A 17,635-nucleotide genomic window follows, 5' to 3' on the forward strand; every position below is an offset into this window, starting at 1 on the left:
CGCGGCGCCACGCCCGTGGCGCCCCTGTTTATTGATCAGGATGTGTTCAAGCGACCAGGCGCTGGACCGACCCGATGATCTCATCGCCGTGTTGCTGTTCGGCTGTGCGCAGGTCGAAGGCCGTCTGCAGGTTGAGCCAGAACTCAGGGGTGGTGTCCAGGCAGATGGACAGACGCAGTGCCATGTCGGCGGATACACCGCCCCGTTCGCGCAGGATGTTGTTGACGGTTGGCGTTGCTACACCCAACGCCCTGGCCAGAGCCGCGGCGCTGAAGCCCATTTCCTTCTGGAAGTCCTCCCGCAGGATTTCACCCGGATGGATTGGACGCATACCGTTCTTGAGCATGATGCACCTCAGTGGTAATCGACAATTTCAACGTTAACTGGCCCGTGTTCTGTCCAGGTGAAGCACAACCGCCATTGGTCATTTACACGGATACTGTGTTGGCCGGCGCGGTTGCCGCTCAGTGACTCGAGGCGATTGCCAGGTGGCGACCTAAGGTCTCGCAACTCTGTTGCGGCATCGAGCATGGCCAGTTTGCGCTCCGCGACTGACTTGATATCTGACCAACGCCGTGTCTTTCCCGTTGTGAAGAGCGCTTCCGTGTCGGCACAGCTAAAGCTTCGAATCATGAGCCTGAATGCTTAACGTTATTCGTTAATGTCGATTATACGACGGGATCGCTGTAGTTCAAGTCTTCAATAACGGGGCACGCGACTCGCAAGCTCCGGTCACATCTGCTGGGTATCATCATGTTACATATTCACCCGTCACCTGCGACTATCGTGCAGCGGCCCCGAACCGTCGGTCGCCGCTAACATATTGTTTCAATGGCGATGCCTCGCCTTGATATAGTTTCTGGTTCACAAAGGAAGCTTTCCCGGATGCAGTCCGCCTACACCGTTCTCATCCTGCTGACGCTGGTCAGCCTGTCGAAGCTGGTCGGCCGTGTGATTCCGCTGCCATTGCCGCTGGTACAGATTGCCGCCGGTGCCTTGCTGGCGTGGCCGACGCTGGGCCTGCATGTAGCCCTTGACCCCGAATTGTTCCTGTTCCTGTTCCTGCCTCCGCTGCTGTTCGCCGACGGCTGGCGCATCCCCAAGCGTGAGTTATGGCGCATTCGTGGCCCGGTAGTGGCGCTGGCCGTGGGGCTGGTGTTGTTCACCGTGGTCGGCGCCGGTTACTTCATCCACTGGTTGTTGCCGAGCATCCCGTTGCCGGTGGCCTTCGCCCTGGCCGCAGTGCTTTCGCCGACCGACGCCGTGGCCGTTTCGGCCATTGCCCAGGACCGCCTGCCCACTCCCCTGATGCACATGCTGCAGGGCGAGGCGCTGATGAACGACGCGTCGGGCCTGGTAACCTTCAAGTTCGCCTTGGCGGCGGCGATCACCGGGGTGTTTTCGTTGGCTGACGCCGGCTTCAGCTTCGTGTTGGTCGCACTGGGCGGCCTTGCGGTGGGCGTGATACTGAGCTGGTTGATCGGTCGCCTGCGCATGTGGATGATCACCCGGGGCTGGGACGATCCGGCTACCCATGTGGTCTTCATGCTGCTGCTGCCGTTCGCCGCCTACGTGCTGGCCGAGCGTGTGGGTGTTTCGGGCATTCTCTCGGCGGTGGCGGCCGGCATGATGCAGAGCTGGCTCGACCTGCTGCCGCGTCAGACCAGTACCCGCCTGCTCAACCGCAGTGTGTGGTCGTTGCTGGAGTTTGCCTTCAATGGCCTGATCTTCCTGTTGTTGGGCTTGCAGTTGCCAAACATCATCAAGGCTGTGGTCAGCCACGAAGCGACCCTCTGGCCGACATTGGCCTACCGCTGCCTGGACGTGGTGGCGATCTTTGCCGCACTGATTCTGTTGCGGTTCATCTGGGTCCAGAGTATCTGGCGCTCGATCGGTGTGGTCCGTCGCTGGCGCGGCAAGCCGGCACTGGTGCTGATGCCTACGGCGCGTTCCTGCTGGTTGCTGACCTTGGGTGGTGTGCGCGGCGCTGTCACCCTGGCGGGTGTCATGTCGATCCCGTTGCTGATAGGGGCTGGTACAGCTTTCCCGGAGCGTGACCTGCTTATCTTCATTGCTGCGGGGGTAATACTGCTGTCGTTGATCAGTGCCTGCCTTGCCCTGCCGCTGTTACTGCGAGGGGTGACCAAGAGCCCTGACGAGCGCTTGCACCAAGAGGTGCAGGAAGCCTGGCGGCGCACAGCCGAGGCGGCGATTCATGCCTTGGAGGCAGAAGAGGTGATCGACAGCAACGCACCGCAGGATGCTGCGCAGGCAACCTTGGCGACCGAGTTGAAGGCGCGCTTGATGGCTGAATACCGGGATGAGCTGGAAAGCTACGACGACAGTGCCGAAGCCAAGGCCCTGGCCGCACAGATGGACTTGCTGGAGCGGCGTTTACGCTTGCGTGCCCTGAGGGCCCAGCGGCTGGAACTGTACAACCTGCATCGTCAGCACCTGGTGGGCGATGAGGTGGTGCGGCAAGTACTGGGTGAGCTGGATATGAGTGAGGCGAACCTGGGTTCAGTCAAGTAGACCCTATCAAGGCCCTTCGCGGGCGCGCCCGCTCCCACAGGTACTGCGCTGCGCTTGAAATCAGCGCAGTACCTGTGGGAGCGGGCGTGCCCGCGAAGGGGTTGATCAGCGGTTTTGCAGGAAGGCGCGAATCCGCTCCGCCGCCTCGATGCATTCGGCCAGTGGCGCAACCAGTGCCATGCGCACGCGCCCGGCACCCGGGTTCACCCCGTCCACTTCACGCGACAGGTACGACCCCGGTACCACGGTCACATGCTGGGCTTCGAACAGGTCACGGGTGAACTCGGCATCGTCGCCCGGTACCTTGGCCCACAGGTAGAAACTGCCGTCCGGGCGTTGCACGTCCAGTACCGGCTGCAGAATATCCAGCACGGCATCGTACTTGGCCCGGTATTGGTCGCGGTTGTCGCGCACATGCGCCTCGTCCTGCCAGGCGGCGATGCTGGCCAGTTGGGTTTGTACCGGCATCGCGCAGCCGTGGTAGGTGCGGTACAGCAGAAACGGCTTGATGATCCGGGCATCGCCGGCGACGAAGCCCGAGCGCAGCCCTGGCAGGTTGGAGCGCTTGGACAGGCTGTGGAACACCACGCAGCGCGCAAAATCGCTACGGCCTAGCTCGGCGCATGCCGTCAACAGGCCTGGCGGTGGCGCGTCTTCGTCGAAGTACAGCTCGCTGTAGCACTCGTCGGCGGCGATCACGAAGTCGTGCTCGTCAGCCAGGGCAATCAGCTTCTTCAGGGTGTTCATCGGCACCAGCGCACCCGTAGGGTTGCCCGGCGAGCACAGGAACAGGATCTGGCAACGCTTCCACACTTCGGCCGGTACGGCGTCGAAGTCCGGGTTGAAACCGTTGTTCTCCAGGCACGGCAGGTAGTGCGGGGTGGCGCCGGCCAGCAGCGCTGCGCCTTCGTAGATCTGGTAGAACGGGTTGGGGCTGATCACCAGGCCGTCATCGGTGCGGTTGACCACGGCCTGGGTGAAGGCGAACAGCGCTTCACGGGTGCCGTTGACCGGCAGGATGTGGCGGTCGGCGTCCAGCCAGCCGGCTGGCACACCAAAGCGTCGTTCGCACCACTGGCCGATGGCCTGGCGCAGGGCTGGCAGACCGATCGTGCTGGGGTAGACCGCCAGCTTGTCGAGGTTGTCGGCCATGGCCTGGGCGACGAACGCCGGCGATTCGTGCTTCGGCTCACCGATCGACAGGGCGATGGCGCGTTTGTCCGCCGCGGGCTTCACGCTGCCCAGCAGGGCACGAAGCTTTTCGAACGGATAGGGCTGAAGCTGGGTCAAGGCATGGTTCATCGGCGCGAGGTCTCGTCAATCGTCTAATCGTTAAATGGTCACGCGGGTCTGGCTGGTGTCGCTACCTTGGCCGGCCTGCAGTTGCTGCACGATGGCTTCCTGCAGGCGGCTGCACAGTTGCGGGTCTGACAGCGGCTGGTTGTCGGCATCGGTAATGAAGAACACGTCTTCAACCCGCTCGCCGAGGGTGGCGATCTTGGCGTTTTGCAGCGACAGGTCGAACTCCAGGAAGATCCGCCCCAGTCGGGCCAGCAGGCCCGGGCGGTCTGGCGCGGTGATTTCGAGGATGGTCACCGGCCGCTGGGCATCGTTGAGGATGGTCACTTGCGGCGGGAAGTCGAAGTGCTTGAGCTGCCGCGGCACCCGGCGCTGGATGATGGTCGGGTAGTCCTCGGGGTTGCGCAGCGCATCGGTCAGGCCGTCGCGAATCTGCTTGACCCTCTGCGGGTTGTCGCCGATCGAACCACCGTCGTTGTCCAGCACAATGTAGGTGTCGAGGGTGAACTGGCTGCTCGACGTGATGATCCGTGCGTCGTGGATGTTCAGGTTCAACTGTGACATGGCCGCCACCGTCACGGCGAAGAAATCGTGCTGGTCGGGGGCATAGATGAAGATCTGCGTGCCGCCTTCGAACTCGCGCTGGGTGGTTTCCTTGATCAGCACCAGCGGCCCGCCGTCGGCCGGTTGCTGCAGGATCGCATCCGTGTGCCAGGCCACGTCGGCGGCTGTGTGCTTGAGGAAATAGTCATCGCCCAGTTGCGCCCATAGCTGCTCGACGTCGTCCGGGTCGGTGCCCTCGCGCACCAGGATATCCAGCGCTGACGACTGGGTCTGGCGAATCTGCTCTTCGCGGTCCAGCGGGTTTTCCAGGCCGCGGCGCAGGGCGCGCTTGGTCTCGGTATACAGCTGGCGCAGCAGGCTGGCCCGCCACGAGTTCCACAGGCTCGGGTTGGTGGCGTTGATGTCGGCCACGGTCAGCACGTACAGGTAGTCAAGGCGCGTCTCGTCGCCCACGTGCAGGGCAAAGTCGTTGATCACCTGTGGGTCGGACAAGTCCTTGCGCTGGGCGGTAGTCGACATCACCAGGTGGTTCTGCACCAGCCAGACGATCAGGCGGCTGTCCCAGGCCGGCAACTGGTGCCGTTCGCAGAACTTCTGCGCGTCCACCGCACCGATTTCCGAGTGGTCGCCCTGGCGACCCTTGCCGATGTCGTGGTACAGGCCGGCCAGGTAGATCAACTCGGGTTTGGGCAGGCGCCCCATGAGCTTGCTGGCCAGCGGGAATTTCTCGGACACCGGCGTGTATTGCAGCTTGCGCAGGTGCTTGATGAGGTTGAGGGTGTGCGCGTCGACCGTATAGATGTGGAACAGGTCATGCTGCATCTGCCCGACGATCAGGCCGAACTCTGGCAGGTAGCGGCCAAGAATGCCGTAGCGGTTCATCCGGCGCAGGTTGCGGTGGATGCCGATTTCGCACTTGAACAGCTCGATGAACAGGCTGGTATTGCGGATATCAGTGCGGAACGTGTCATCGATCAGGTGGCGGTGTTCGCGCAGCAAGCGCACGGTATCGGCACGCACCCCCTTGATCTCGGGGTGTTGGGCCATCAGTACGAAAATTTCCAGCATGGCGAACGGCGTGCGCTTGAACACGTTCGGGTTGGCGGCCTCTATATAGCCGTCATGCAGGCGGAACCGCGCGTTCAGCGGCTGGGTGCTGCCACTCTCCTCGTCGGCGAGGATAACTTCTTCGAAGTGCTGGATGATCAGGTCGCACAGCTGGCTGATGCTCATCACCACCCGGTAGTACTGCTGCATGAACTGTTCGATCGCCCGCTTGGGGTTTTCATCGCTGTAGCCCAGCAGCGTGGCGATGCTGCGCTGGTGGTCGAACAGCAGGCGGTCTTCGGCGCGTCCGGCCAGCATGTGCAGGGCATAACGGACTTTCCAGAGGAAGTCCTGGGACGAAGCCAGCAGTTCATTCTCGCTTTCCAGCAAGAAGCCTTCGCCGGCCAGTGCATGCAGGTTGAGCGTCCCGTACTGGCGGCGGGCCACCCAAAGGACCGTCTGGATGTCACGCAGGCCGCCTGGCGAACCCTTGACGTTGGGTTCGAGGTTGTACTCCGTGTCGTTGTACTTGTGGTGGCGGGCCTTGAGTTCGGCGCGCTTGGCCAGGAAGAATTCCTTGCTCGGCCACATTTGCGCGGTGCTGGTGACTTCCAGCATGCGCTGGCGCAAGGCCTCGGGGCCGGCGATGGTGCGGCTTTCCATCAGGTTGGTGATTACCGTCAGGTCGGCGCGGGCCTGTTCGGCGCACTCGTCGACGGTGCGCACGCTCTGGCCGACTTCCAGGCCAATGTCCCACAGCAAGGTCAGAAAGCGCTCAATGGCGTCGCGGTACTGTTCGTGCTCGGCCGCGCCCAGCAGAATCAGCAGGTCGATGTCCGAGTGCGGGTGCAGTTCACCGCGCCCGTAGCCGCCCACCGCAACCAGGGCAATGCCGCTCTGGTCGCCCCAGTCGAACTGGTTCCACGCCTGTTGCAGGATATTGTCGACGAGCCAGGCGCGGGCCTCGATCAGCGGGCGGATGTCGCTGCCGGCGCTAAAACGTTTGTCGAGCACCTCGCCGGCCAGGCGGATGGCTTTCTTGAAGGCGGCGATGGGGCTCGCCTTGAGGGCCAGTTCCGCCTGGAACTGGCCACGGTCGAACAGCTCGGGGTCCACCTGGGGCATCGCGTCACGTTCCTGTCGTGGGGTGGCCTGTCGGGGTGCGGTCAGGCCGAAGTGCGCGGGATGGTGTCGTCCTTGCGCAGGGTGAAGATCTCGTAGCCGGTCGCGGTCACCACCAGGGTGTGTTCCCACTGGGCCGAGAGCTTGCGGTCCTTGGTGATGGCGGTCCAGCCGTCGCCCAGCACCTTGGTGTCGGCCTTGCCCTGGTTGATCATCGGCTCGATGGTGAAGGTCATGCCTTCCTTCAGTTCCATGCCCGTGCCAGCGCGGCCGTAGTGGAGGATCTGCGGCTCTTCGTGGAACACCTTGCCGATGCCATGACCGCAGAACTCGCGTACCACCGAGAAACCGTTCTTTTCCGCGTGCTTCTGGATCACTTCACCGATGTCGCCCAGGCGGCAGCCCGGCTTGACCAGTTCGATGGCCTTGTACATGCATTCCTGGGTGACCTTGGACAGGCGCTCGGCCCAGACCGGCACGTTACCGACGTGGAACATGCGGCTGGTGTCGCCGTGGTAGCCGTCCTTGATCACGGTGACATCGATATTGAGCGTGTCACCGTCCTTGAGCGGCTTGTCGTTGGGGATGCCGTGGCAGACCACATGGTTGATCGAGGTGCAGATCGACTTCGGGTAGCCCTTGTAGTTGAGCGGTGCCGGAATGGCCTGCTGGACGTTGACGATATAGTCGTGGCACAGGCGGTCGAGCTCTTCGGTGGTGACACCGGGCTTGACGTGCTCTTCGATCATTTCCAGCACTTCGGCGGCCAGGCGGCCAGCGATGCGCATCTTCTCGATGTCTTCTGCGGTCTTGATGGTGACGGTCATTACAGGCTCTCTACGGCGCCGTGCACGGCGCGAACAAACGGGAAAGGCCGGATTCTAGCAGAGCAGGGCGCCGATCGGTCGGGATAAAGGCGGCCATGCTGTTGTCTACAGCTGGCATTCTGGCGCGAAAGCCGGGGTGCTGCAAAAAGTGCTGACAGACGCAACAGTATCCGGGTTCCGTTCGCTCGCGGTCTGTGGTATAAAATGCGCCGCTTTCGGGGACGACCCCGTCAGCACTTAACCCACACACGTGTCGACACGATGACCTGGGTGCCCCGAGTTGCAGAATTCGCGGGTTGGTCATTGGGATACGTGGAGGCCCAACCCGACTTATCAAGGAACTATCATGTCCCAAGTCAATATGCGCGATATGCTGAAGGCCGGTGTGCACTTCGGCCACCAGACCCGTTACTGGAACCCGAAAATGGGCAAGTACATTTTCGGCGCGCGTAACAAGATCCACATCGTCAACCTGGAAAAAACCCTGCCAATGTTCAACGACGCTCTGTCGTTCGTAGAGCGCCTGGCCCAGGGCAAGAACAAGATCCTGTTCGTCGGCACCAAGCGTTCCGCCGGCAAGATCGTTGCCGAGCAAGCAGCTCGTTGCGGTTCGCCGTACGTTGACCACCGTTGGTTGGGCGGCATGCTGACCAACTACAAGACCATCCGCGCTTCGATCAAGCGTCTGCGCGACCTGGAAACCCAGGCCGAAGACGGCACTTTCGCCAAGCTGACCAAGAAAGAAGCCCTGATGCGCTCCCGCGACCTGGAAAAACTGGATCGCAGCCTGGGTGGCATCAAGGACATGGGCGGTCTGCCAGACGCTCTGTTCGTTATCGACGTTGATCACGAGCGCATCGCGATCACCGAAGCCAACAAGCTGGGTATCCCGGTTATCGGCGTTGTCGATACCAACAGCAGCCCGGAAGGTGTTGACTACATCATCCCAGGTAACGATGACGCCATTCGCGCTATCGAGCTGTACATGACTTCGATGGCTGACGCAGTCATCCGCGGCCGCAACAACGTTGCCGGCGGCACCGAAGTTTACGCTGAAGAAGCGGCTGCACCTGCTGCTGAGTAATAGGCGCTAGCGTCTACTTGGCACGCAAAAAGGGGGCTTTGCCCCCTTTTTGCCACCTTGAAATCCTGCTGTCAGCATCGGCCCCGCATCATGGGCCTGCTGAAATGAAAGCAGCGGATTTGCAGAATTGAACGCCCGTGATTGACGGGTGGAATGGTTGAAAAACTTTCCAAGAGGATTTTGAAATGGCAGCAATTACTGCAGCGCTGGTAAAAGAACTGCGCGAGCGTACCGGCGAAGGCATGATGGATTGCAAAAAGGCCCTGGAAAAGGCCGGCGGCGACATCGAGAAAGCCATTGACGACATGCGTGCCTCGGGCGCCATCAAGGCCGCCAAAAAGGCTGGCAACGTCGCTGCTGAAGGCGCTATCGCCGTCAAGACCGACGGTACATCCGCCGTCCTGCTGGAAGTGAACTCGCAGACCGACTTCCTGGCCCTGCAAGACGACTTCAAGAACTTCGTGGCCGAAAGCCTCGAAGAAGCCTTCGCCCAGAAGCTGACCGACGCCGCTCCGCTGATCGCCTCGCGTGAAGCTGCTCGTGAAGCCCTGGTTGCCAAGTGCGGCGAGAACGTCAACATCCGTCGCCTGGTGCGCGTTGAGGGTGACGTTGTCGGTGCCTACCTGCACGGCAACAAGATCGGCGCTGTCGTCGTTCTGAAAGGCGGTGACGTGGAGCTGGCGAAGAACATCGCCATGCACGTCGCAGCTTCGAACCCTGAGTTCCTGGATTCGTCGGAAATCTCCGCCGAGGCCATCGAGCGCGAGAAGAATGTCTTCCTGCAGCTGAACGCCGACAAGATCGCCGGCAAGCCGGAAAACATCGTTGAGAACATGATCAACGGTCGTATCACCAAGTTCAAGGCAGAAGCCTCGCTGAAAGAGCAAGCTTTCGTCATGAACCCGGAAGTCAAGGTTGGCGAGCTGGCCAAGAAAGCCGGTGCTGAAATCGTTTCCTTCACCTACTTCAAGGTAGGCGAAGGCATCGAGAAGCCAGTCGACGACTTCGCTGCTGAAGTTGCCGCTCAGGTAGCTGCTGCCAAGCAGTAAGACAGCCCCGTCTGTCGCCCCAAAGAGGCTGCCCGCTCACGCGCGCAGCCTCTTTGTCAAAACGGGGAGGGGTTTATACGACTCCCTCTTCGCTGGCACCGAAGCGGTGCCACGCTACAGTTAGCAGGCTGCAAACAGCCCGCACGAATTTTCTAAAAGTACGCCGCAGGAGAGACTCGCAATGGCTCAGCAGGTGAGTGGTCGCCAACCTCGCTATAAACGCATTTTGCTCAAACTTAGCGGCGAGGCCCTGATGGGGTCGGAAGACTTCGGGATCGACCCGAAAGTGCTGGATCGCATGGCGCTTGAAGTTGGCCAGCTGGTAGGGATCGGTGTCCAGGTCGGCCTGGTCATCGGTGGCGGCAACCTGTTCCGCGGCGCCGCGCTCAGCGCAGCCGGCATGGACCGCGTCACGGGTGACCACATGGGCATGCTTGCTACCGTGATGAACGGCCTGGCCATGCGCGATGCGCTGGAGCGCTCGAACATCCCGGCGCTGGTCATGTCGGCCATTTCCATGGTGGGTGTCACCGATCATTACGATCGCCGCAAAGCTATTCGTCACCTCAACTCCGGGGATGTGGTAATTTTCTCCGCCGGTACCGGCAACCCGTTCTTCACCACCGACTCCGCGGCCTGCCTGCGCGCCATCGAAATCGATGCCGACGTGGTGCTGAAGGCGACCAAGGTCGATGGCGTGTACACTGCCGATCCATTCAAGGACCCGCATGCCGAGAAATTCGATCACCTGACCTACGATGAGGTTCTGGATCGCAAGCTGGGTGTGATGGACCTGACCGCAATCTGCCTGTGCCGTGACCACAAGATGCCATTGCGGGTATTCAACATGAACAAGCCTGGCGCCCTGCTGAACATCGTGGTGGGTGGCGCTGAAGGCACACTGATCGAGGAAGGCCAAGCATGATCAACGACATCAAGAAAGACGCGCAGGAGCGCATGGGCAAGTCCATCGAAGCCCTGTCCCGCAACCTGGCTGCAATCCGCACCGGTCGCGCTCACCCAAGCATCCTGGACAGCGTCAAGGTTACCGCCTGGGGTAGCGAAATGCCGCTGAACCAGGTCGCCGCGATCACCGTCGAAGATGCGCGCACCCTGAAGATCGTCGCTCACGACAAGAACCTCAGCGCTGCCATCGAAAAGGCCATCCTTACCTCCGATCTGGGCCTTAACCCGTCCAGCGCCGGTACCACCATCCGAGTACCGATGCCGGCCCTGACCGAGGAAACCCGCAAGGGCTACACCAAGCAGGCCAGCGGTGTTGCCGAGGATGCCAAGGTAGCCGTGCGCAACGTGCGCCGCGACGCCCTGGCTGACCTGAAAAAACTGACCAAGGACAAGGAAATCAGCGAAGACGAAGAACGTCGCGCCGCTGACGAGATCCAGAAGCTGACCGACAAGTTCGTCGCCGAAGTGGATGCTGCCTTCAAAGCCAAGGAAAAGGACCTGATGGCCGTTTAAGGCCGGGGTTTTTTAATGGAAAAGACCAAGCCAGCGGCGCCGTCCTCGGTGCCGCGTCATGTCGCGATCATCATGGATGGCAACAACCGCTGGGCGAAAAAACGCCTGCTGCCCGGCGTGGCCGGGCACAAGGCGGGTGTGGATGCCGTTCGCGCGGTCATCGAAGTCTGTGCCAAGTCCGGGGTCGAGGTGCTGACCCTGTTCGCCTTCTCCAGCGAGAACTGGCAGCGCCCTGCCGAAGAGGTCGGGGCGCTGATGGAGCTGTTCTTCTCGGCGCTGCGCCGTGAGGCCAAGCGCCTTGACGAGAACAATATCAGCCTGCGCATCATCGGCGACCGTTCGCGTTTTCATCCTGAGCTGCAGGCCGCCATGCGCGAGGCCGAGGCAGTGACCGCTGGCAACAACCGCTTCATTCTGCAGATAGCAGCCAACTACGGTGGCCAGTGGGACATTGCCCAGGCTGCCCAGCGGTTGGCGCGGGAAGTGCAGGCCGGGCACCTGCGCCCGGAAGACATCACCCCGGGTCTGCTGCAGACCTGTCTGGCAACCGGCGAGCTGCCGTTGCCGGATCTTTGCATTCGCACCGGTGGCGAGCATCGCATCAGCAATTTCCTGCTGTGGCAACTGGCCTATGCCGAGTTGTACTTCTCCGACCTCTACTGGCCGGACTTCAAACACGAGGCCATGCGCAATGCCCTGGCCGATTTCGCTTCGCGCCAGCGCCGCTTCGGTAAGACCAGCGAGCAGGTCGAGGCTGGAGCTCGTGCTTAATGCTTAAACAACGCATCATTACTGCGCTGATCCTGTTGCCGGTCGCGCTGGGCGGTTTCTTCCTGCTCAATGGCGGGGACTTCGCCCTGTTCATCGGCTTCGTAGTGACCCTCGGTGCCTGGGAGTGGGCGCGCCTTGCCGGGCTGATGGCCCAGCCGCTGCGCCTTGCCTATGCGGCGGTGGTCGCTGGGGCACTGATGCTGCTGCACATCCTTCCGGAGCTGGCGCCCTGGGTGCTGGGCGCTGCGGTGATCTGGTGGGGGCTGGCCACTTGGCTGGTGCTTACCTACCCGCGCAGCAGCGACCTGTGGGCCAGTGCTGCCTGTCGGCTGTTGGTCGGCCTGCTGGTGTTGTTGCCGGCCTGGCAGGGGCTGGTGCTGCTCAAGCACTGGCCCCTGGGGAACTGGCTGATCCTGTCCGTCATGGTGCTGGTGTGGGCTGCCGACATCGGTGCGTACTTCTCAGGTCGGGCGTTCGGCAAGCGCAAGCTGGCCCCGCAGGTCAGCCCGGGCAAGAGCTGGGAAGGTGTGTATGGTGGGCTGGCAGTCAGCCTGTTGATCACCCTGGGTGTCGGCATCAGTCGCGACTGGGGCTTTGGTCAGATCCTGCTGGGCCTGCTGGGCGCTGCGTTGCTGGTGATGTCCTCGGTGGTCGGTGACCTGACCGAGAGCATGTTCAAGCGTCGCTCCGGCATCAAGGACAGCAGCAATCTGCTACCTGGGCACGGTGGTGTGCTCGACCGCATCGACAGCCTGACAGCGGCAATTCCGATCTTCGCGGTGCTGTTGTGGGCTGCCGAATGGGGTGTGATGTGAGTCGCCCGCAACGTATTACCGTGCTCGGGGCGACCGGCTCCATCGGCCTGAGCACGCTGGATGTGATTGCGCGCCATCCCGACCGTTATCAAGCGTTTGCCCTCACCGGCTATTCGCGCGTCGACGAACTGTTGGCGCTATGTGTGCGTCATCGTCCGGCATTCGCTGTGGTGCCGAGCACCGAGGCGGCGGTGAGGTTGCGTGCAAGTCTGGCTGCAGTTGGTTGTACCACCGAGGTGCTGGAGGGCGAGGCAGGGCTTTGCCAGGTGGCGTCGGCCGCTGAAGTGGATGCGGTGATGGCAGCCATTGTCGGTGCTGCCGGCTTGCGCCCCACGCTGGCGGCCGTCGAGGCAGGCAAGAAGGTGTTGCTGGCCAACAAGGAAGCACTGGTAATGTCGGGCGCGCTGTTCATGGAGGCGGTGCGGCAAAAGGGTGCCGTGCTGCTGCCGATCGACAGCGAACACAACGCTATCTTCCAGTGCATGCCAGGCGACTACGCCCGTGGCCTGAGCGCCGTCGGTGTGCGTCGGATCCTGCTTACCGCTTCCGGCGGGCCATTCCGCCAGACGCCGGTCGAGGCGCTGCTGGACGTGACCCCGGAGCAAGCCTGTGCGCACCCTAACTGGTCCATGGGGCGCAAGATCTCCGTGGATTCGGCCAGCATGATGAACAAAGGCCTCGAGTTGATCGAGGCCTGCTGGTTGTTCGATGCCGCGCCGTCCAAGGTTGAGGTGGTGGTGCACCCGCAAAGCGTGATCCACTCGCTGGTCGACTACGTGGACGGTTCGGTGCTCGCGCAGTTGGGCAACCCGGACATGCGTACGCCGATCGCCAACGCGTTGGCTTGGCCGGAACGGATCGATTCCGGGGTCGCCCCCCTGGACCTGTTCGCCATCGCCCGTCTGGATTTCCAGGCGCCCGACGAACAACGCTTCCCTTGCCTGCGCCTTGCGCGGCAGGCTGCCGAGGCTGGCAACAGTGCGCCAGCGGTGCTCAATGCAGCCAACGAAGTGGCGGTCCAGGCATTTCTTGAACGGCGCATCCGCTTCCCGGAGATCGCGGGTATGATCGAACAGGTACTCGACCAGGAACCCGTCGTACCGCTGCCGTCGCTGGATGCGGTATTTGCCGCCGATCAGCGTGCCCGGGAGCTTTCCCGAGAGTGGCTGAGGCGTCACGGCCGCTGATGCAGGCCCGCCAAGGTTCGTGAGGGGGCTGGGGGATGCCAGCCCGCTGAACATCATTCGGAGATGGACATGACAGCGCTCTACATGATTATCGGCACCCTCGTGGCTCTGGGTGTGCTGGTCACTTTCCACGAATTCGGTCACTTCTGGGTGGCGCGCCGCTGCGGCGTCAAGGTGCTGCGTTTTTCGGTGGGTTTCGGCACGCCGCTGCTGCGGTGGCATGACCGCCACGGCACCGAGTTCGTTGTTGCGGCCATTCCTCTGGGTGGCTACGTCAAGATGCTCGACGAGCGCGAAGGCGATGTGCCGCCAGCGCTGGCCGGGCAGTCGTTCAACCGCAAGTCGGTGCGCCAGCGTATTGCGATTGTCGCGGCAGGCCCGATCGCCAATTTTCTGCTCGCTATCCTGTTTTTCTGGGTACTGGCGATGCTGGGTACCCAGCAAATCCGCCCGGTTATCGGTGCGGTCGACAGTGGCAGCCTGGCAGCATCGGCCGGGCTGACCGCGGGTCAGGAAATCGTCTCTGTCGACGGTAAGCCGACCAACGGTTGGTCGGCGGTCAACCTGCAGTTGGTTCGTCGTCTGGGTGAGAGCGGTACCTTGCAGATTGGCGTGCGCGATGAGGGTGCCAGCGCCGAGCGCCAGTTGCAGGTCAAGCTGGACAGCTGGCTCAAGGGCGCCGACGAGCCGGACCCGATTCAATCCCTGGGGCTGCGCCCCTGGCGCCCGGCGATCACCCCGGTGCTGGCCGAGATCGATCCGAAGGGGCCGGCTGCCGCTGCTGGCCTGAAAACCGGTGACAAGCTGCTGGCTCTGGATGATGTGGCGGTGACCGAATGGCAGCAGGTTGTCGACCGCGTGCGCGCCCGCCCTGATGCCAAGGTAGTGGTGCGAGTGGAGCGCGATGGAGCTGCCCTGGAGCTGCCGGTGACCCTGGCCCGCAAGGGTGAGGGCAAGGCAGTCGGTGGCTATCTTGGTGCTGGCGTCAAAGGTGGCGAATGGCCTGCCAACATGCTCCGCGAAGTCAGCTACGGCCCGCTGGATGCGGTGGGTGAGAGCTTGTCGCGTACCTGGAGCATGAGCGTCCTGACCCTTGAATCGCTGAAGAAAATGCTGTTCGGGGAGCTCTCGGTAAAAAACTTGAGTGGACCGATAACCATTGCTAAAGTGGCGGGCGCTTCAGCCCAGTCCGGCGTGGGGGATTTCCTGAATTTCCTGGCCTACCTGAGCATAAGCCTGGGGGTTCTTAACCTGCTGCCCATACCCGTACTGGATGGGGGGCATTTGCTGTTTTACCTGGTCGAGTGGGCGCGCGGTCGTCCGCTGTCGGATCGGGTGCAAGGTTGGGGGGTTCAGATCGGTATCAGTTTGGTCATAGGGGTGATGTTGCTCGCCCTGATCAACGATCTGGGTCGACTATAAAGCTTCGCTCAATTGCGAACCTGCCGTTTTGTGACGGCAGGTTGTTTATTGCCAGTTGGAATAAAAGGACTTCATGAAACGTCTGCTGCTAACTGCGGTCATGTCCGCACTGATGATCGCTGAAGTTCACGCCGAGTCCTTCACCATCTCCGATATTCGCGTCAACGGCCTGCAGCGGGTTTCCGCCGGCAGTGTGTTCGGTGCCTTGCCGCTGAACGTTGGTGACCAGGCCGACGACCGCCGCCTGGTGGACTCGACTCGTTCCTTGTTCAAGACCGGGTTCTTCCAGGACATCAGGTTGAGCCGTGATGGCAATGTGCTGATCATCAACGTGGTCGAGCGCCCGTCGGTGTCGAGCATCGAGATTGAAGGCAACAAGGCGATCAGCACCGAAGACCTGATGAAGGGCCTGAAGCAATCGGGCCTGGCCGAAGGCGAGATCTTCCAGCGTGCCACCCTCGAAGGCGTGCGTAACGAGCTGCAGCGCCAGTACGTGGCCCAGGGGCGCTACTCGGCCGAGGTAGACGCCGAAGTGGTGCCGCAGCCGCGCAACCGCGTGGCGCTGAAGATCAAGATCAACGAAGGCACCGTCGCCGCCATCCAGCACATCAACGTCGTTGGCAACAACGTATTCGATGATGAGACCCTGGGGCAGCTGTTCGAGCTGAAGACCACCAACTGGCTGTCGTTCTTCAAGAACGACGACAAGTACGCCCGTGAAAAACTCTCCGGTGACCTGGAGCGTCTGCGTTCCTATTACCTGGACCGCGGCTACATCAACATGGACATCGCCTCCACCCAGGTGTCCATCACGCCGGACAAGAAGCACGTCTACATCACCGTCAACATCAACGAAGGCGAGAAATACACCGTTCGCGACGTGAAGCTGTCCGGCGACCTCAAGGTGCCGGAAGACCAGGTCAAGTCGCTGCTGCTGGTGCAGCCGGGCCAGGTATTCTCGCGCAAGGTGATGACCAGCACATCCGAGCTGATCACCCGTCGCTTGGGTAACGAAGGCTACACCTTTGCCAACGTCAACGGTGTGCCACAGCCGAACGACCAGGACCACACGGTCGACATCATGTTCGTGGTCGACCCGGGCAAGCGTGCCTACGTCAACCGCATCAACTACCGCGGCAACACCAAGACCGAAGACGAAGTGCTGCGCCGCGAAATGCGCCAGATGGAAGGTGGCTGGGCTTCGACCTACCTGATCGACCAGTCCAAGACCCGTCTGGAGCGGCTGGGTTACTTCAAGGAAGTCAACGTCGAGACCCCTCAGGTGCCTGGCACCGACGACCAGGTGGACGTGAACTACAGCGTTGAAGAGCAGGCCTCCGGTTCGATCACCGCCAGCGTCGGTTTCGCCCAGAGCGCCGGCCTGATCCTCGGTGGATCGATCAGCCAGAGCAACTTCCTCGGTACCGGTAACAAAGTGTCCGTCGGCCTGACCCGCTCGGAATACCAGACCCGCTACAACTTCGGCTTCGTTGATCCCTACTTCACTGCCGATGGCGTCAGCCTGGGCTATAACGCCTTCTACCGCAGCACCGATTACGACGACCTCGACGTCGACGTTGCCAGCTATGCGGTGGACAGCTACGGTGCGGGCGTCAGCCTGGGCTATCCGATCAGCGAGACCTCGCGCCTGACCTACGGCCTGAGCGTGCAGCAGGACAAGATCAAGACCGGCAAGTACACCGTTGACGAGATCTTCGACTTCCTCGAGCAGGAAGGTGACAACTTCCTGAACTTCAAGGCCTCGATCGGCTGGTCCGAGTCGACCCTGAACAAAGGCGTGTTGGCCACCCGTGGCCACTCGCAAAGCCTGACCCTGGAGTCCACTGTTCCGGGCAGCGACCTGTCGTTCTTCAAACTTGACTACCGTGGCCAGCTGTTCAAGCCGATCACCAGCGACTACACCCTGCGCCTGCATACCGAGCTGGGCTATGGCGATGGTTACGGCAGCACCTCCGGCCTGCCGTTCTACGAGAACTACTTCGCGGGTGGTTTCAACTCTGTCCGTGGCTTCAAGGACAGCAGTCTGGGCCCGCGCAGTACCCCGAGCATCGGTGAGGCCGCGGGTGGCAAGCCAGGCACCATCGCCGACCCGGATCAGGATCCGTTGCCGTTTGGTGGTAACGTGCTGGTGCAAGGCGGTGCCGAGCTGCTGTTCCCGCTGCCGTTCGTCAAGGACCAGCGTTCACTGCGCACCTCCGTGTTCTGGGACGTGGGTAACGTGTTCGACACCAATTGCGGCAACAAACCTGATTGCGAGAAGGTCGGGTTCTCGGGCATGGCCAGTTCGGTCGGCTTGGGCGTGACCTGGATTACCGCACTGGGCCCGCTGAGCTTCAGCCTGGCAATGCCGGTCAAGAAGCCGGACGATGCCGATACCCAGGTGTTCCAATTCTCTCTGGGCCAGACCTTCTAAGGT

15 protein-coding genes are annotated in these 17,635 nt (G+C 61.8%); 10 read left to right on the plus strand and 5 right to left on the minus strand.

Translation table 11 applies throughout. The annotated features are described in order from the left end of the window. Positions 1 to 46 precede the first annotated feature (46 nt). Positions 47 to 346, minus strand: coding sequence for a type II toxin-antitoxin system antitoxin GraA (gene graA / locus J3A98_RS03115; RefSeq protein WP_003252274.1), 300 nt, complete (start codon positions 344 to 346; stop codon positions 47 to 49). An 8-nt stretch (positions 347 to 354) separates the two neighbouring features. Then, the gene (graT, locus tag J3A98_RS03120; RefSeq protein WP_176682753.1) at positions 355 to 633 is read right to left on the minus strand and encodes a type II toxin-antitoxin system toxin GraT; all 279 of its coding nucleotides are present in this window, start codon (positions 631 to 633) and stop codon (positions 355 to 357) included. Positions 634 to 885: 252 nt separating this feature from the next. On the opposite strand from graT, the gene J3A98_RS03125 reads away from it, so the two are divergent. Beyond that, positions 886 to 2,532, plus strand: coding sequence for a Na+/H+ antiporter (locus J3A98_RS03125; protein WP_209963960.1), 1,647 nt, complete (start codon positions 886 to 888; stop codon positions 2,530 to 2,532). A 105-nt stretch (positions 2,533 to 2,637) separates the two neighbouring features. Here J3A98_RS03125 and dapC read toward each other — a convergent pair whose 3' ends face one another. The 3 genes from dapC to map are packed head-to-tail and all read right to left on the minus strand — an operon-like array spanning position 2,638 to position 7,391. After that, complete coding sequence (dapC, locus tag J3A98_RS03130) at positions 2,638 to 3,834, minus strand: succinyldiaminopimelate transaminase (RefSeq protein ID WP_209963963.1); 1,197 nt, start codon at positions 3,832 to 3,834, stop codon at positions 2,638 to 2,640. A gap of 30 nt (positions 3,835 to 3,864) precedes the next feature. After that, positions 3,865 to 6,567 (minus strand): [protein-PII] uridylyltransferase, encoded by a 2,703-nt coding sequence (locus tag J3A98_RS03135; RefSeq protein ID WP_209963967.1) that lies wholly within the window; start codon positions 6,565 to 6,567, stop codon positions 3,865 to 3,867. A 41-nt stretch (positions 6,568 to 6,608) separates the two neighbouring features. Next, a complete protein-coding gene (gene map, locus J3A98_RS03140) occupies positions 6,609 to 7,391 on the minus strand; it encodes a type I methionyl aminopeptidase (RefSeq protein WP_003252286.1) in 783 nt (260 codons plus the stop codon). A 346-nt stretch (positions 7,392 to 7,737) separates the two neighbouring features. Between map and rpsB the strand changes: the two genes are divergently transcribed. The 9 genes from rpsB to bamA all read left to right on the plus strand — a co-directional run bounded on the left by rpsB (position 7,738) and on the right by bamA (position 17,632). Beyond that, positions 7,738 to 8,475: a 30S ribosomal protein S2 gene (rpsB, locus tag J3A98_RS03145; RefSeq protein WP_003252287.1), complete on the plus strand. Its 738-nt coding sequence runs from the start codon at positions 7,738 to 7,740 to the stop codon at positions 8,473 to 8,475. Positions 8,476 to 8,660: 185 nt separating this feature from the next. Beyond that, entirely contained in the window at positions 8,661 to 9,524 is an 864-nt protein-coding gene (gene tsf / locus J3A98_RS03150) for a translation elongation factor Ts (RefSeq protein WP_003252290.1), read from the plus strand. Between the two features lie 181 nt (positions 9,525 to 9,705). Next, positions 9,706 to 10,449, plus strand: coding sequence for a UMP kinase (gene pyrH, locus J3A98_RS03155; RefSeq protein ID WP_003252294.1), 744 nt, complete (start codon positions 9,706 to 9,708; stop codon positions 10,447 to 10,449). Next, positions 10,446 to 11,003 (plus strand): ribosome recycling factor, encoded by a 558-nt coding sequence (gene frr, locus J3A98_RS03160; RefSeq protein ID WP_003252296.1) that lies wholly within the window; start codon positions 10,446 to 10,448, stop codon positions 11,001 to 11,003. Before pyrH ends, frr begins: the two co-directional genes overlap by 4 nt. Positions 11,004 to 11,018: 15 nt before the next feature. After that, positions 11,019 to 11,774, plus strand: coding sequence for a polyprenyl diphosphate synthase (gene uppS, locus J3A98_RS03165; RefSeq protein ID WP_003252299.1), 756 nt, complete (start codon positions 11,019 to 11,021; stop codon positions 11,772 to 11,774). Continuing rightward, positions 11,774 to 12,589, plus strand: a complete 816-nt coding sequence (locus tag J3A98_RS03170; RefSeq protein WP_209963970.1) for a phosphatidate cytidylyltransferase — start codon at positions 11,774 to 11,776, stop codon at positions 12,587 to 12,589. The genes uppS and J3A98_RS03170 overlap by 1 nt, the downstream gene beginning before the upstream one ends. Continuing rightward, on the plus strand, positions 12,586 to 13,776 hold the full coding sequence (gene ispC / locus J3A98_RS03175; RefSeq protein WP_209963973.1) for a 1-deoxy-D-xylulose-5-phosphate reductoisomerase: 1,191 nt from the start codon (positions 12,586 to 12,588) through the stop codon (positions 13,774 to 13,776). The genes J3A98_RS03170 and ispC overlap by 4 nt, the downstream gene beginning before the upstream one ends. Positions 13,777 to 13,845: 69 nt before the next feature. Then, entirely contained in the window at positions 13,846 to 15,198 is a 1,353-nt protein-coding gene (gene rseP, locus J3A98_RS03180; RefSeq protein WP_176682759.1) for an RIP metalloprotease RseP, read from the plus strand. Between the two features lie 73 nt (positions 15,199 to 15,271). Continuing rightward, positions 15,272 to 17,632, plus strand: coding sequence for an outer membrane protein assembly factor BamA (gene bamA / locus J3A98_RS03185; RefSeq protein ID WP_209963976.1), 2,361 nt, complete (start codon positions 15,272 to 15,274; stop codon positions 17,630 to 17,632). The last annotated feature ends 3 nt before the right edge of the window (positions 17,633 to 17,635 follow it).

The organism is Pseudomonas sp. BP6, from assembly GCF_017875935.1.
Classification (GTDB): Bacteria; Pseudomonadota; Gammaproteobacteria; order Pseudomonadales; family Pseudomonadaceae; genus Aquipseudomonas; species Aquipseudomonas putida_Y.